The sequence below is a fragment of the Trueperaceae bacterium genome (assembly GCA_036381595.1).
Taxonomy (GTDB): Bacteria; Deinococcota; Deinococci; order Deinococcales; family Trueperaceae; genus DASVCN01.
Window position 1 is genome coordinate 60,206 of the sequence record DASVCN010000019.1, and the last position, 14,824, is coordinate 75,029.

12 protein-coding genes are annotated in these 14,824 nt (G+C 65.8%); 6 read left to right on the plus strand and 6 right to left on the minus strand.

Features of this window, described 5'->3' with window-relative positions; translation table 11 throughout:
- Nucleotides 1-41: 41 nt before the first annotated feature.
- The gene (gene glnA, locus VF168_04560) at nucleotides 42-1,382 is read right to left on the minus strand and encodes a type I glutamate--ammonia ligase (GenBank protein ID HEX7003440.1); all 1,341 of its coding nucleotides are present in this window, start codon (nucleotides 1,380-1,382) and stop codon (nucleotides 42-44) included.
- 341 nt (nucleotides 1,383-1,723) lie between these two features.
- Here glnA and VF168_04565 point away from each other — a divergent pair, with 341 nt between their 5' ends.
- Nucleotides 1,724-2,986, plus strand: coding sequence for an ABC transporter substrate-binding protein (locus tag VF168_04565; protein HEX7003441.1), 1,263 nt, complete (start codon nucleotides 1,724-1,726; stop codon nucleotides 2,984-2,986).
- A gap of 600 nt (nucleotides 2,987-3,586) precedes the next feature.
- Here the strand turns inward: VF168_04565 and VF168_04570 are convergent.
- The 4 genes from VF168_04570 to VF168_04585 all read right to left on the minus strand — a co-directional run bounded on the left by VF168_04570 (nucleotide 3,587) and on the right by VF168_04585 (nucleotide 7,449).
- Nucleotides 3,587-4,786 carry a branched-chain amino acid ABC transporter permease gene (locus VF168_04570; GenBank protein HEX7003442.1) on the minus strand — a complete coding sequence of 400 codons (1,200 nt, stop codon included), beginning with the start codon at nucleotides 4,784-4,786 and terminating at the stop codon, nucleotides 3,587-3,589.
- Nucleotide 4,787: 1 nt separating this feature from the next.
- Entirely contained in the window at nucleotides 4,788-5,837 is a 1,050-nt protein-coding gene (locus VF168_04575) for a branched-chain amino acid ABC transporter permease (protein HEX7003443.1), read from the minus strand.
- A gap of 93 nt (nucleotides 5,838-5,930) precedes the next feature.
- A complete protein-coding gene (locus VF168_04580) occupies nucleotides 5,931-6,635 on the minus strand; it encodes an ABC transporter ATP-binding protein (protein HEX7003444.1) in 705 nt (234 codons plus the stop codon).
- On the minus strand, nucleotides 6,616-7,449 hold the full coding sequence (locus VF168_04585; GenBank protein HEX7003445.1) for an ABC transporter ATP-binding protein: 834 nt from the start codon (nucleotides 7,447-7,449) through the stop codon (nucleotides 6,616-6,618). Before VF168_04585 ends, VF168_04580 begins: the two co-directional genes overlap by 20 nt.
- A 344-nt stretch (nucleotides 7,450-7,793) precedes the next feature.
- Here VF168_04585 and VF168_04590 point away from each other — a divergent pair, with 344 nt between their 5' ends.
- From VF168_04590 to VF168_04610, 5 genes are all read left to right on the plus strand, one after another.
- The gene (locus VF168_04590) at nucleotides 7,794-8,930 is read left to right on the plus strand and encodes an ABC transporter substrate-binding protein (protein HEX7003446.1); all 1,137 of its coding nucleotides are present in this window, start codon (nucleotides 7,794-7,796) and stop codon (nucleotides 8,928-8,930) included.
- A gap of 188 nt (nucleotides 8,931-9,118) precedes the next feature.
- Nucleotides 9,119-10,282: a branched-chain amino acid ABC transporter permease gene (locus VF168_04595; GenBank protein ID HEX7003447.1), complete on the plus strand. Its 1,164-nt coding sequence runs from the start codon at nucleotides 9,119-9,121 to the stop codon at nucleotides 10,280-10,282.
- A complete protein-coding gene (locus VF168_04600; protein ID HEX7003448.1) occupies nucleotides 10,282-11,691 on the plus strand; it encodes a branched-chain amino acid ABC transporter permease in 1,410 nt (469 codons plus the stop codon). Before VF168_04595 ends, VF168_04600 begins: the two co-directional genes overlap by 1 nt.
- Nucleotide 11,692: 1 nt before the next feature.
- A complete protein-coding gene (locus VF168_04605) occupies nucleotides 11,693-12,511 on the plus strand; it encodes an ABC transporter ATP-binding protein (protein HEX7003449.1) in 819 nt (272 codons plus the stop codon).
- A complete protein-coding gene (locus tag VF168_04610) occupies nucleotides 12,508-13,275 on the plus strand; it encodes an ABC transporter ATP-binding protein (protein HEX7003450.1) in 768 nt (255 codons plus the stop codon). The genes VF168_04605 and VF168_04610 overlap by 4 nt, the downstream gene beginning before the upstream one ends.
- Nucleotides 13,276-13,381: 106 nt before the next feature.
- Here the strand turns inward: VF168_04610 and VF168_04615 are convergent, their stop codons facing one another.
- Nucleotides 13,382-14,767, minus strand: a complete 1,386-nt coding sequence (locus VF168_04615) for an FAD-dependent oxidoreductase (protein ID HEX7003451.1) — start codon at nucleotides 14,765-14,767, stop codon at nucleotides 13,382-13,384.
- Nucleotides 14,768-14,824 lie beyond the last annotated feature (57 nt).

Below are 14,824 nucleotides of genomic sequence, written 5' to 3' on the forward strand. Positions count from 1 at the left end.
TCCGCTTCTGCCTCAGCGTCGATACGCCGCTAGGGCGTAGCTCAGTACTCCGTCAGGTACTGCCTGAGTTCCCAGTCGTGCACGGCGATCCGGTACTCGTCGTACTCGCGGGTCTTGGCGGCCAGGAAGTTCTCGTAGACATGTTCTCCCAGCGCTCTGCGGATGACGGCGTCGCGCCGCAGTTCGCCTACTGCTTCGCGCAGAGTGGCCGGCAACTCTTTGATCTTGTGCCGGCGCCGGTCGCGCACGCTCATCTGGTAGATGTTCCTCTGGATGGCTGGCGGGGGGATGATCCCCTTCTCGATCCCGTCGAGACCGGCGGCGAGCATCACCGCGAGCGCGAGGTAGGGGTTGCAGGAGGGATCGGGCATGCGCAGTTCGGTGCGAGTGCCCACGCCCCTGCGTGCCGGGATCCTGATCATGGCGCTGCGGTTGGACGCCGACCAGGCGATGTTCGTTGGCGCCTCGTAGCCGGGGGTGAGCCGCTTGTACGAGTTGACGGTGGGGTTGGTGACGGCCACCATCCCCCGGGAGTGCTCGAGCAGCCCGCCGATCCAGTTGAGCGCCAGGTCGGAGAGCTGGTACTCGGTGCCCTCGTCGTAGAAAGCGTTCTGGCCGTCCTTGAAGATCGAGAGGTGGGTATGCATCCCGGAACCGTTGATGCCGCCCACCGGCTTCGGCATGAAGGTTGCGTGCAGACCGTGATTCTTGGCGATCCGCTTGACCACCGTACGGAAGGTCGCGATGCTGTCTGCGCTCTCGAGGGCGGGGGCGTACTTGAAGTCGATCTCGTGCTGCCCCGGGGCGACCTCGTGGTGGGCCGCCTCGATCTCGAAGCCCATCTCGACGAGGGCGTCGACCATGTCGCGCCGAGCGTCCTCGCCTTCATCGATCGGAGCCAGGTCGAAGTAGCCGGCGCCGTCGTTGGTGACGGTCGTCGGGTTGCCGCCCTCATCTCGCTCGAAGAGGAAGAACTCCGGTTCGGGCCCGACGTACATGTCGTCGAAACCCAGGTTCTGCAACCGTTCTACCTGCTTCCTCAGCACATAGCGCGGGTCTCCGGGGAAGGGCCTGCCGTCGGGGAAGGCGATGTCGCAGATGATGCGGGCGATGCGGCCGTTCGCGTTGCCCTCGACGATCTCGGGCAGGACCAGGAACGTCTGGTAGTCGGGCTTGAGGAGCATGTCCGACTCTTCGATCCGGGTGAATCCCTCGACCGAGGAGCCATCGAACATCAACTCACCGTCGAGCGCCTTGTCGAACTGAGATGCCGGCACCTCTACGTTCTTGCTGTGGCCAAGGATGTCGGAGAACTGCATCCGTAGGAAGCGGACCTTCTCCGATTCCAGGGTCGAGCGGATGTCTGCGGCGGTAAGGGCCATCGGTTGCTCCTCAGCTGTAATTTGCCGAATGTACGCCCGGCAGGCGACACGTGGCTCGTGCGACTCGGATTATGACACGCGGGCATCCTCTAGTAGGCCGGATGTCATGTGGCTATGTATCAGGCGACATATATCGGTCTGACGACTTGACCGGAGTCGATCTCTCCGTGAACTCCATCCGGATGCAAACGCTCGGGGGGTTAATAGATCCGTCACCATCGCCGCTACCCGCGTTGACACTGTCCAGGAGCGCGGTTATCATGCCGACAATCGACAAGTAGTGGTTTCCACCACATCGTGGGAAACGGTCGATTGTCGCGACTGCCAGCTTGGAGGAATGAATGAAAAGAGTACTTTCACTCGTCGTCTTGCTCTCGCTCAGCATCGCGCTGGCGCAGGGCGCTCCGCCGGTTGTCAAGATCGGGACGCTGAACGCCTATACCGGCGCTCTGGCCGAGTTCGGACCGGCGATCAGGAACGGCGCCGAACTCGCTGCGAAGCAGATCAACGAGGCGGCCGAAGCCGTCTTCGGCGGACCGATCATCGAGCTCGTCCACGCCGACGCCGCCACCAACCCGGCCGTTGCCGTCGACCAGGCACGCTCGCTGGTCAACACCGAGGGCGTCGTAGCCATCGTGGGCGCGCTCTCCAGCGGCGTCACCGTGCCGGTTGCCGAGTCGGTCGCCATCCCTTCCGAGGTCGTGATGATCTCGCCGGCCAGCACCAGCCCGCTCATCAGCGTCATGGAGACCGACAGCGACTGGCTCTTCCGCACGGTCGCATCGGATGCGCTGCAGGGCATCGTTGGCGCCCAGCTCGCCCGCGGCGAGATCGTCGACGGCTACGAAGGCATGACCGCAGCCACGATCTACGTGAACAACCCGTACGGCCAGGGGCTTAGCCGCGCCTTCGCGGAAGCGTTCGAGGCGCGCGGCGGCCAGGTGCTCGCCCAGGTCCCGCACCCGGAGGAACCGCAGCCGACCTACGCCTCGGTGCTCGAGTCGGCCCTCGCCGGCGACCCCGACATCGTTCTGGCCATCAGTTACCCGGGTCAGGCGACCGTCTACATGGCAGAGGCGCGCGACCTCTACGCCTTCGACGACTGGCAGCTGGTCGACGGCACCAAGTCGCTTGAGATCGTGGAAGCCGTGGGTGCCGAGGCGCTCGCCGGGGACTATGGCACGGCTCCGGGGGCCGATCCCAGCTGGGCCGGCCAGGAGCGCTTCGTCGAACAGTACGAGGCCGAGTACGGCGACCGTCCGCCGCTCCCCTTCATCGACACGGCTTACGACGCCGTAGCAACCCTTGGCCTGGCCATCGCCCAGACCATCGCTGACGGCGAGGAGGTCACCAGCGCCGCGATCCGCGATCGCCTTCGCCAGGTGGCTGGACCAGAGGGCGAAGTCGTGGGCGTCGGCGAGTTCGAGGAGGCGTTCCGCCTGATCGAGCTCGGCACCGACATCGACTACACCGGCGCTGCCGGCACGGTCGACTACGACGATGCGGGCGACGTCGTCACTCCGGTCGAGATCTGGCAGTTCAACGATGCCGGCGAGATCGAGAGCGTCATGATCCGCACTGCGGATCAGATTCCGACCGAGTAGAGGTTTTCTCGGGCGTTGGCCCGAAGGCAGGTCGAGGCGCGCGCCCCCGTTCCGTGGCGCGCGCCGACGTTTGTCGTCATGAGACCCGGCGATGCCCCGTTCCGCATCGGATCGTCGGCTTGCGAACAGGCAGCCCGAGGCGCTACCCCCCTGCGGAAGTATGTACGAACGCGCGTGCATGAGGAGCAGGCTCGGGCCGAGCCGCGCCGTGGGAAGGTAGGCCATAGCGGAACAAGATCAGTCTGAAGCGGATCGAACGACTAGAATCGCTGGTTTCAGTTCGGCTTGAGCCGAAACGTCGCGGGCATCTGCCGCGGAGCCGCGCTGTTCGATCCACGATTATCTCTGGCATGGGCTCGGTCCCTGGACATCTGCCGGTACCAGGTCGGCGAACACGTGGCAAGTTTGCGCCTCGGCCCAGATCTATGCACGCGCGTTCGTAGGGAGTTGATTGGCGGGTGGTAGGTGGGGGTACGAGGCGGGGGTGAGGCGCCCGGTGATCGGCGCGGTGGGGCGCCCGCGGGGGCGGCGGGGTGGAGCGCCTGGGGAGCGGCGCGGTGAGGCGCCCGGTGGGGCGCCCGGTGAGGCGGGTCGCCGGCGCTACTCCCTGGCGACCCGCGAAACGGTCTTCTCCTCCTCTAGTATGCCCTTGGGACGGTAGAGGAGGATCGCCAGCAGCAGCAGGGCGATGAACAGGTAGCGCAGGTAGGGCGCCCGAGCCGCCAGCTCGGGGGAAATCGAGGCCAGCACGGGCCTCATGAGATCGTCGATGACGAAGACGGTGCCCGACCAGACTGCCCAGATCGCGAACGCTCCGAGCACCGCACCGCGATTGTTGCCGCTCCCGCCCAGCATCAGCATCACCCAGATGAGGAAGGTGGCGTAGAGCGGGTTGAAGTGGCTGTAGTCGATGGAGATCAGGTAGTGGGCGTAGAGAGCTCCCCCCATACCCATCACGATGGCCCCCACGACGAACGCTTGCATCCTGAACGAGGCGGCGTCCTTGCCGCTCATCTCGGCCGATGCCTCGTCCTCTCGCACCGCCCGCAGAACACGTCCCCAGGGCGAGCGCAGCATCCGCTCGAGGATCAGGTAGATGACGACCACGAAGAGCGTGACTATCGCCAGGTAGACGAACGAGTAGTCGCGGGCGTCGAGCGGGGAGAAGAGCGTTTGCAGCGCACCGGGGAGCCAGCTGCACACGGGCTCGTCGAGCAGGCAGGTGAGCGGCTGAGGGATGCCGCGCAGCGGCTGCGGCCCGTTGGCGAGCCAGCGCTCGTTCTGGAAGATCAGCCGGACGACCTCGGCGATGCCGATCGTGGCGATCGCCAGGTAGTCCTCGCGCAACCGCAGCGTGGGAATGCCGACCAGCCAGGCGAGGAGGCCGGCTACAACGCCGGCCGCGAGGACCCCCACCAGGAACGGCATCTCAAGTCCGAACGCCTGCTGGGTGAAGGCGGCGATCGGACCCGTCGGCATGGCCGTGGTGAAGAGCGCGCTGGTGAAAGCACCGACCGCGAAGAAAGCGGCGATGCCGATGTTGAAGAGTCCCGTATAACCCCACTGGACGTTCAGGCCCAAGCTCAACACGGCGTAGACACAGGCGAGGACAGCGAACGAGGCGAGGTAGGCGACGAAGCCGGTGCCGAGCACCAATTGGACCAGAACAGCCAGCAGCCAGCCGGCGAGGATAGCGAGCGGCACCCTCAGGACAGCCCGGAGCGGCAAGACGAGGCCGGCTAGGAAGGCCAGAGGGATGGCCAGCAGCACGCTCTTCGCCAGGATCAGGGGTGTCAGCATCTCAGCCCCCCGGCTTCCCGAAGATGCCTTGTGGCCGGAAGAGGAGCACCAGGATCATCACGAAGAAGGCCACCCCTGGCCCGTAGGTGGGATCGATGAACGCCGACGACATCTGCCACACGAGGCCGATCACCAGCGCTCCCACCAACGCCCCGTAGGGGTTACCTATCGTCCCAAGGATCACCGCGGCGAAGAGCGGCAGCAGCAGCCACCAGCCCATCTCGGGCCTCAGCTGCGCGTCGAGGCCGTACATCATCCCGCCCGCGGCCGCCAGGCCCCCGCCGATCATCCAGGTCCAGAAGACGACCCGTTCTGTGTCGATACCGCTTATCCGTGCCAGGTCCCGGTTGTCGGCGCTGGCGCGCATCGCCTTGCCCATCTTGGTCTTCTCCAGCAGGAGGTAGATCAGGACGATCATCAATACGGCGAGGCCGAGGATGAACAGCTGATCGGGGCGCACGCGGATGTCGGGGAAGAGCTCGAAGGCCGGTCGCGGACGGCCGGTGTAGTAGAAAGCGAAGTCGGCCCCCCAGATCATGTAGACGAAGCTGCGGATGAGGAAAGCGGCGGCGAGCGAGGCCATCGCCTGGATCACCTTCGAGCTGCGGCGGGCACGGAGTGGCCTGAACACCATACGGTCGATGCCGTAGCCCAACAGGCCCACCAGCGGCATTACCACCAGCAGGGCGACGATGAAGTCCCAGCCGAAGGAGAACGGCTGCACGGGACCGCCCGGGATGAGCATGACGATCGGGAAGGCCAGGTAAGCGCCGGCGGTCATCAGGTCGCCGTGGGCGAAGTTGGGGATCTCCAGCACTCCGAAGATGAGCGAGAGGCCGATCGCGCCGAGTGCGAGGATGCCGCTCAGCAGGACGCCGCGGACGGCGAGCGAGAACAGCCTGTCGCCCGAAACTCCCTGCAACTGCGCCAGCAGAGCGAGGAGTAGCAGGACGATCGCCAGGAGGACGACCATCGCTGTGCGGCTGCCCAACATCGCCCTGAGGCGCTCGCTAGGCGCGGCCCTAAGGTCGGCCGGCAGCGACCTGCTCACGATCCCACCGCTCCGAGCCGCCCTGCCGTGATGATGGCCGCTCTCCGCTGCCCAGCGAACGGCAGAACCTGTTCCTTGTCCAAGACCACCTGATTAGCCTCCGAGATAGAGCTGACCGACTTCCGGGTTTTCGAGCAGCATCCCGCTGTCGCCCTCGACGCGGTTCTCGCCGTTGGCGAGCACGTAGCCGCGGTGGGCGAGTTCGAGCGACTTGCGGGCGTTCTGCTCGACCATAAGTATCGCTACGCCGGCCTCGTTGATGTCCTTGATCCGCTCGAAGATGGTGTCCACGAGCATCGGTGCCAGGCCTGCCGACGGCTCGTCCAGCAGGAGCAGCACCGGGTCGAGCATTAGGGCTCGGCCCATCGCCACCATCTGCCGCTCGCCGCCCGACATCTTGCCGGCCCGCTGGCGACGACGCTCCGCAAGCCGGGGGAAGAGATCGAAGACGCGCTGCTTGCGGGGGCCCAGAGGCTCGTCGAGCACGAAGGCACCCATCTCCAGGTTCTCCTCGACGGTCAGAGAGGGGAAGATGTTGTCCACCTGCGGCACCAGGCCCATGCCCTTGCGCACGATCCTGTCCGGTTCGAGCCCCGATATCTCCTCGTCGCGCAGTCTGATGCTGCCGCGCCACACCGGCAACAGGCCGAAGATCACCTTCATGACCGTCGACTTGCCCGCCCCGTTCGGCCCGATTATGGAGACGATCTCGCCCTCACCCACCTCGAGGGAGATGTCGCGGACGACCTCCATCTCGCCGTAGCCGCTCGTGACGCCTTCAACCTTCAGCAGCGGCATATTGGCCTCCCAGGTACGCTTCCAGTACGCGCGGGTCGGTCCGTACCGACTCGGGCGCTCCCTCGGCCAGCTTCGCCCCCTGGCTCATCACGATCACCGGGTCGCACAACCTCATGACCAGGCTCATGTCGTGCTCGATCAGCAGGAAGGTGATCCCGCGCTCCTCGCGGAGCTGAACGATCTTCTCGGCGATCTTCTCCATGAGGGTAGGGTTCACCCCCGCAGCAGGCTCGTCGAGCAGGATCAACGTGGGGTCGGCCATCAAGGTTCGCGCCAGCTCCAGGAGCTTCTTCTGACCGCCGGAGAGATTCGCTGCGTACTCGTGGGTGAGGTGGTCGAGCGTAACGAACTCCAGGACCTCTCGCGCCTTCTCCCTGACCTCGCGCTCCTGCTGGGCCACCAGTCCCGGGCGCACGAGGGGGTTCCACAACCGTTCGCCGGCCTGGCGGGGGGGCACCAGCATCAGGTTCTCCAGCACGGTCATGCTTCCGTGCTCGCGAGGGATCTGGAACGTGCGGCATAGCCCGTGGCGGAAGATGCGGTGAGGGGCGAGCCCGGTGATGTCCCGTCCCCGGAAATGGATCCGCCCGGAATCGGGCCTGTGGAAGCCTGTGATCAGGCCGAAGAGCGTCGTCTTGCCGGCGCCGTTGGGACCGATGAGGCCCGTTATCGTGCCCCGCCCAACGCTCAGGGTGCAGCCGTTCACAGCCCGCAACCCGCCGAAGCTCTTGACGACCTCGTCGACGCTCAGCAGCGGGCCCTCGGCCGTGGCCGGGGCTGGTCCGGGGGCGGTCTCAGTTCCGCTCGTACTCATCAAAATATCCGGCTCGAAATGTCGCTCTCACGATGCTCCTGGTAAAAGTCGTCTCTTGAGTAGTTGGGATATCGACGCCGAAGTGTAACACGAGTCGTTGACGGCCCAGAGGGAGTTCCGGGGCTCAACAGCGGCGACGTGAAGCAGGATTCGCCGGCGCCGGTGCGACCAATCCCGGAGCAGATTCTGCTGCCTCAGGCCCTTCACACTCGGTTACTCGCGTTGACACCGTTTTGGGCCGTGGCTATTATGGCCGTGCAGCAAAAACCGCTACCTGACGGCCTTCTAAGGCGTCGACCACCGTTTCCGATCAGGGGACGTTCAACACGAGGGAGGATGATGGCGTGAAGAAACTCTTCGTACTGCTCGTCGTGGCGCTCATGGGGCTGGGGATGGCTCAGGACGGGCCGATCCTGGTGGGCGTGAACCTCGAGCTTTCGGGCCGGATGGCCGTTACCGGGAACGACACGCTCTACGGCATCCAGGTCGCCCACGACGAGATAAGCGAGGTCCTGGGACGGCCGGTCGAACTGAGCGTCTGCGACAACGCCAGCACGGTGCAGGGCTCTGTCGCCTGCGCCAACAGGTTCGTGGACGAAGGGGTGGTCGGCGTCCTCGGCTCCTACTCATCGAGCCACAGCATTCCGGCCGCCGAGGTGCTGCAAGATGCCGGCATCGTGATGATCTCGACGGGGTCCACCAACCCCGCCACAACTCAGATCGGCGACTACATCTTCCGTATCCCCTACACCGACCAGTTCCAGGGGCGGGTCGCAGCGCAGTACGCATCCGAGGATGTGGGTGCCCAGCGGGTGGCCATCTTCCGCCAGCAGGACGACGATTACAGCGTGGGCCTCGCTGGTTTCTTCCAGGAGGCGTTCGAGGAGATGGGCGGCGAGACCACGGTCGTGGACTTCACGGCCAACACCGTCGACTTCTCGGCCCAGATCAGCAACCTGCGGGCATTCAACCCGGACATGATCTACTTCACCGGCTTCTGTGCCGAAGCAGCCTCGCTGGTGCCGCAGCTCCGCCGTCAGGGCTTCACCCAACCGATCCTGGGCGGCGACGCTTCCGACGACTCGCAGTGTCCCGAAGGAGGCGGCGAAGCTTTCGACGGCTTCACCTTCACCAGCTTCGGTGGGCCCGAGATCCTCGAAGGTGAAGCGGGCGAGCGTGCTGCCGAGTTCGTCGAGGCGTTCGAGCAGCAGTTCCCCGACGCCACCGTCACCGGCTTCACTCTCTCCGGCGCCGACGCCTACTACGTGCTGATGGAGGCGATCGAGCGGGCCGGGTCCACCGATCCGCAGGAGGTCCGCGACGCGCTTGCCAGCCTCGAAGGCTTCCCAGGCGTGTCCGGCGAGATCACCTACGTGGGCACCGACGGCACCCCCGCCAACCGCGTGATGGGCCTCTTCCGCTACGACGTCAGCGGTGACGACTGGGAGAAGACGGTCATCAGGGGCATCTCACTGAACTGATCGACGGTCGCGCCGAAGAGCGCTGCCGAAGAGGGAAGAACGGGGCCGCGGCATAAGCCGGCGGCCCCTAAACCATTCCCCAGCGGGTGGTAACATGCGCTTCGACGTGAAACAGAGAGAAGACTTCGGCGCCCGGGGGGGCGACCCTGCGAGTGTCTTCCGCTACCGATAGACGCCCTCGTCGCTGGTTGCCGTGGCTCGTCGCCGCGGTACTCATCGCTCTCGTCGTCTGGCGCATGGCCTACCTCCACCAGGTGAACCCGGCTTTCGACGTCGCCTTCTTCGGCGGCGCCTTCCTGCGCTCCTTCCAGCTCGGCAGCCTCTACGCCCTCATCGCCCTGGGCTACACGATGGTCTACGGGATCATCCGGCTCATCAACTTCGCTCATGGCGAGGTGTTCATGGTGGGAGCGTTCGTCGCCTACTTCATCTTCAGCCGGACGCCCTACACCTGGCCATGGGCGGTCCTCGTCTCGGTCCTCGTGGCGGTCGGCTTCATGTACGTCCTCGGTTTCTGGCGCGGGCGCCTCACCGACCCGCTGGTCCTGACCGGCGGCGCGCTCGCGTTCCTCGCCTCGACGCTGGCCCTGCGCAGCGCCGAGTACGGCTGGTTCTGGGCGCTCGTGTCCAGCATGTTCGTTACCGGAGTGGTGGGGGTCCTGATAGACAAGGTGGCGTACCGGCCGCTGCGGGGCGCCCCGCGCAATTCGATGCTGATCACCGCCATCGCCGTTTCCTTCTTCCTCCAGAACTTCGGCATCCTGGCCTTCACCAACCGCCAGACGCCGTTCCGGCCCGACTCGTTCTGGACCGGTTTCCTCCAGTTCAACGTGCCGGGCGGGACGCTCTTCACGACCTGGATGGTGGTGCTGGTGCCGCTCGTGACGGCGGTGCTGGTGATAGCCCTGACGCTCTTCGTGACGAGGACGCGTCTGGGTCGGGCGATGCGGGCCACGGCTCAGGATGCCGAGACCGCCCAGATGATGGGTGTGAACGTCGACAGGGTCATAGCGACTACGTTCCTGCTCGGCTCCATGCTCGCCGCCGCGGCCGGGGTGATGTGGGGGATGACGTTCGGCAGCATCAACCAGCCGGCCATCTTCGGGATACTGCCCGGCATCAAGGCGTTCGCCGCTGCGGTGATCGGCGGCATCGGGAGTCTTCCCGGGGCGGTCATCGGCGGGGTCCTGCTCGGCTTCATGGAGAACTTCCTGACCTCCCTCTTCCCGCGCACCGCGTCGTTCCCTGGCATCACCGAGTACAAGGACACCTTCGCCTTCCTCCTTCTCATCGTCATCCTGCTGGTCAAACCGAGCGGGATAGTTGGCGAAGACCTCTCGGAGAAGGTCTGATGCTTCGCGACCGCCGCTTCCGCAACACCGTCCTGACGCTGGCGGGACTGGGCCTGCTGATGTTCCTCCTCTATCTGGTCGAGAACAGCGGCAGCATCAAACTGGGTGAGGTCGCGGCCCTGTTCGCCATCTGGGGGATAGCCGCGGTGAGCCTGAACCTGATCAACGGGGTCACCGGCATCCTCTCCCTGGGCCACCACGGCTTCATGCTGGTGGGCGGTTACGTGACCGCGCTGCTGATCCTGCCGCAGGACACCAGAGAACTGATCTCCAGGAGCGCCAGGAGCCAGATGAACGAGTTCACCCTGGGCCTCAATCTGCAGGACTGGTTCACCGCAGTGGGCCTGGATTGGCTGGCGTCGCCCGAGGCGTTGGGCGTGCGTTTCGTCGTGGCTCTTTTCCTGGGCGGGCTACTGGCCGCCCTCTTCGGCATCATCGTCGGCTTCCCCAGCCTGCGCCTTCGAGGCGACTACCTGGCGATCGTCACCTTCGCCTTCGGGGAAGCGATCCGGCTGCTCGCCTCCACTCCGCTGCTGGGCTCGTTCACCAACGGCGCCCTCGGGTTCGCCGGGGTGCCTTCGCAGTTCGGCAAGAGCGTGTGGTGGACGTTCGGCCTGCTCGCCGTGACCGTCTTCGTCATGTCGCGCCTCAAGTTCAGTTCCTACGGCCGGGCCCTCCAGGGCATCCGGGAGGACGAGGTGGCGGCCGAGGCGATGGGCGTCAACACCTCCTACCACAAGGTCCTGGCCTTCGCCATCTCGGCGTTCTTCGCGGGTGTCGCGGGTGGACTCTGGGTTTCCTGGGTCGGTACCGCCAGGCTCGACCTCTTCCTGTTCACCCTCACCTTCTACTTCCTCGTGGCCATCTCGCTCGGTGGGACCGGCTCGGTCACAGGCGTGCTGCTGGGCACCGCGCTCGTGGTGTTCGTCAGGCAGTACGGCGACCCGCTCGAGCAGTCGTACGCCCTCTCCACCTGGCTGGCGGTGGCCGGCCTGCTCCTCCTCGCCCTGGCGCTGGGAGCGTTCGCCTACCGCTCGTTGCAGCGGCTGCGACCGGCGTGGCACCCGGTCCTCTACCCGCTGGCGTTCGCAGGGATCGCCGTGGTCGCGGTGGCCCTTCTCGGGGCCGACCTGAACGCGCTCGAACGCAGGTGGCAGGGCTTCGGCATGCGCGCCATCCTCCTCTCGGTGCTGCTCATCGTGATCATGATCTTCCGCCCGTCGGGAGTCCTGGGCCGGTCGGAGTTCTCCTGGGCCTGGCTGTTCGGCGAGCGCAAGGACGTGCCCACCGAGGAGGAACGAGCCCAGGACGCCTGGCTCTCCAACGCCGAACTGAACGAACGCGCAGACGATCCCGATCCCGCCGCGCACCCGTTGCTGGAGCGCGGCAAGAAGCCGAAGGAGCAGTGACGTGTCCCTTCTGAGCGTGAATAATCTGGTCAAGACGTTCGGCGGGCTCAAGGCCATCAGCGGCGTGAGCTTCGACGTTCCCGAAGGGGAGATCGTTTCGATCATCGGCCCCAACGGCGCCGGCAAGACGACCCTCTTCAACCTGATCACAGGCGTCTACCGCCCCGATTCCGGAGACATAACCTTCGAAGGACGCTCGATAAGCGGGCTCAGTCCCGACCGGCTCGTGGACCGTGGCATAGCTCGCACCTTCCAGAACCTGCGGCTGTTCACGAATCTGACGGTGCTCGAGAACGTGCTGATACCTCAGCATCACAAACTCCGCTCGAACTGGATCTCGGCCGTGCTCAGGACGCCGGGCTACCGGCGCAAGGAGCAGGAGATGATCGCCGATGCGCAGGAGAAGCTCTCCTTCTTCGGCCCGCGCCTGATGGGCTTCCGACTCCACCAGCCGGTGCATGTACTCTCCTACGCCAACAGGCGCCGTACCGAGATGGCCCGCGCCATGGCCACCGGCGCGAAACTGCTGCTTCTCGATGAACCGTCGGCCGGCATGAACCCCAGGGAGACCACGGAGATCACCGGCATCATCAGGCGGATGCGCGACGAGGGCGGCTACACCATCGTTCTCGTCGAACACAAGATGAACCTGGTGGGCGAGATCAGCGACAGGGTGATCGTGCTGGACCATGGCGAGAAGATCGCCGAGGGGAGCTACGAGCAGGTGGTGAACGACCCGAAGGTCATCGAGGCCTACCTGGGCAAGAAGGCCGGTGAGGCGAAGGCAGAGGAGCTTCATCAGGGAGGGGCCGAAGCGTGAGCGACGCAGCCGCCGCCGTAGAGCATCCGTCGGTCGCGACCGGGGAGAGGGAGGCTCTCCTGAAGCTTCGCAACGTCACCACCCACTACGGCCCGATCCGGATCCTCCACCACGTGCACATGGTCATCTACCCGGGGGAGATGGTGTGCCTGCTGGGCGGCAACGCCTCGGGCAAGAGCACCACACTCAAGACCATCCTGGGGGCCGTTCGGTGCTCCGAGGGCGAGCTCTGGTTCCGCGGCGAGAGGGTAGACAACCTGCCGATCGCCGAGCGGATCGAGCGCGGGATGGCCGTCGTCCCCGAGAACCGCCGCATCTTCCCGAAGATGACGGTGCGCGAGAACCTCGAGATGGGCGCCTACCTTCGCAGTGACAAGCGCGCGCTACGCGAGGACATGGAGTACGTCTTCGATCTCTTCCCGCGCCTCTCCGAACGCCTCTCGCAGATGGGCGGGACGATGTCGGGCGGAGAGCAGCAGATGCTGGCCATGGGCCGGGCACTGATGAGCCGTCCACGCCTCATCCTCATGGACGAACCCTCGATGGGTCTCGCGCCACTCTTCGTGGAACGCATCTTCGAGATCATCAAGCAGGTGAACGACCGCGGCATCAGCGTGTTCGTGGTGGAGCAGAACGCCAACGTGGCGCTGGGGATCGCCGACCGCGGCTACGTGCTGCAGACAGGTGAGGTAGTGCTGTCTGGAGCGGCCGAGGAACTGCTCCACAACGAGGCGATGAAGCGGGCGTACCTGGGCGAGGTCTAGCCTGAGAGAGCCGCTGGGCCGCTCCACAACGAGGCGATGAAGCGGGCGCACCCGGGCGAAGTCTAGCCCGGCGCAGCCGCCTGCCTGGCCGAACGCAGACCGGGATTCAGCCGGCCCCCTCCGCCGCGCCCAGGCACCTCGCCAGCATCTCGTCTATGTCGGTGACCTTGACGCGCGGTCGCCCCTGGGATTCGCCGGCCGTTACCTCCTGCCGGTCCAGGGCGCACCACCGTTCGTAATCGACTACATCGACCCCGCGAGCCGAAAGGAGGCGGTCCACCGACTCGGGCCGTGCCAGCGAAGCGTCGATCTCCCGCTGCGGGTCGGCCAGGAGCGAAGCAACCGACTCCATCGCATCGGCCTTGTTGGTGCCGATGACTCCCGAGGGTCCACGCTTGATCCAACCCGCTACGTACTCGCCGGGAAGCGCTCTACTGTTTTCGTCCAGAACGCGACCGGCGTCGTTCGGGATGATGGCCCGTCGTTCATCGAACGGAACCCCCGGCAAGGCGGTACCGCGGTAGCCCACCGAGCGGAGCACCAGGCCCACCGGCCAGGTCTCGTACTCCCCGGTGGGGACGGCGCGGATCGAGCCGTCGTCGCGCGGCTCCAGCCGGTTCCGCTCGAGCTTCAGCCCTTCGACACGCTCGCTGCCAACTATCTCGACCGGGGAGAGGCAGAAGCGCAGGCGCACCTTGCGGGGCTTGCCGTACTCCGGAGTTCCGGCGAAACCCTCGAGTACCTCGAGGTTCCGTTTGATACCGGCTTCGCCCTCGATACTCGCCAGGCTGTACTCGTCCACCTCCAGTTCGGCCGGGTCGACCTCGATATCGGCGTTCTCGAGTTCGCCGAGCTCGCGCAACTCCTTGGTGGTGAACTTGCCCTGTGCGGGTCCGCGCCGGCCCACCATCGTCACCTCCCGCACCCGGCTTCCGGCCAGGTGCTCCAGTGCGTGGTCGGCGATGTCGGTGCCCGCGAGCTCCTCCACCGACTTGGCGAGGATCCGGGTGACGTCGACGGCGACGTTGCCCATGCCTATCACGGCCACTCTCTCCACGTCGAGCGGCGGCTTCAGCTGCCTGTAGTCGGGGTGCCCGTTGTACCAGGCCACGAACTCGGTCGCCGACATGCTGCCCGGCAACTCCTCGCCGGGGATCCCCAGCGACCGGTCGGCCGGAGCCCCTACCGCGTAGACGACGGCGTGGTAGCGCGCCAGCAACTCCTCGCGGTCGATGTCGCTGCCGAAGGCGACGTTGCCGAGGAACCGCACCCGCGGATCGCTGCAGGTGCGGTCGTACATCTTGGTGACCGACTTCAGCTTCTGGTGGTCGGGAGCGACGCCGTAGCGGACCAGGCCGAACGGGGTGGGCAGCCGGTCGATGATGTCGACCGAGACATCAGCGCGGCCCTTGAGGAGAGCTTCGGCCGTGTAGAAGCCGGCCGGACCGGCGCCGATCACGGCCACCCGGAGAGGCTGTCCCGAACTACTCATCGGTCTTTTCTACCACGCACCGCCCTGATGTCCGCGTTGCCCATCGGGGACCTGCTC

Coding starts and splice junctions, on each gene's coding strand:
- glnA (HEX7003440.1), bottom strand. CDS start 1,382: ATGGCCCTTACCGCCGCAGACATCCGCTCGACCCTGGAATCGGAGAAG.
- VF168_04565 (HEX7003441.1), top strand. CDS start 1,724: ATGAAAAGAGTACTTTCACTCGTCGTCTTGCTCTCGCTCAGCATCGCG.
- VF168_04570 (HEX7003442.1), bottom strand. CDS start 4,786: ATGCTGACACCCCTGATCCTGGCGAAGAGCGTGCTGCTGGCCATCCCT.
- VF168_04580 (HEX7003444.1), bottom strand. CDS start 6,635: ATGCCGCTGCTGAAGGTTGAAGGCGTCACGAGCGGCTACGGCGAGATG.
- VF168_04585 (HEX7003445.1), bottom strand. CDS start 7,449: ATGAGTACGAGCGGAACTGAGACCGCCCCCGGACCAGCCCCGGCCACG.
- VF168_04600 (HEX7003448.1), top strand. CDS start 10,282: ATGCTTCGCGACCGCCGCTTCCGCAACACCGTCCTGACGCTGGCGGGA.
- VF168_04615 (HEX7003451.1), bottom strand. CDS start 14,767: ATGAGTAGTTCGGGACAGCCTCTCCGGGTGGCCGTGATCGGCGCCGGT.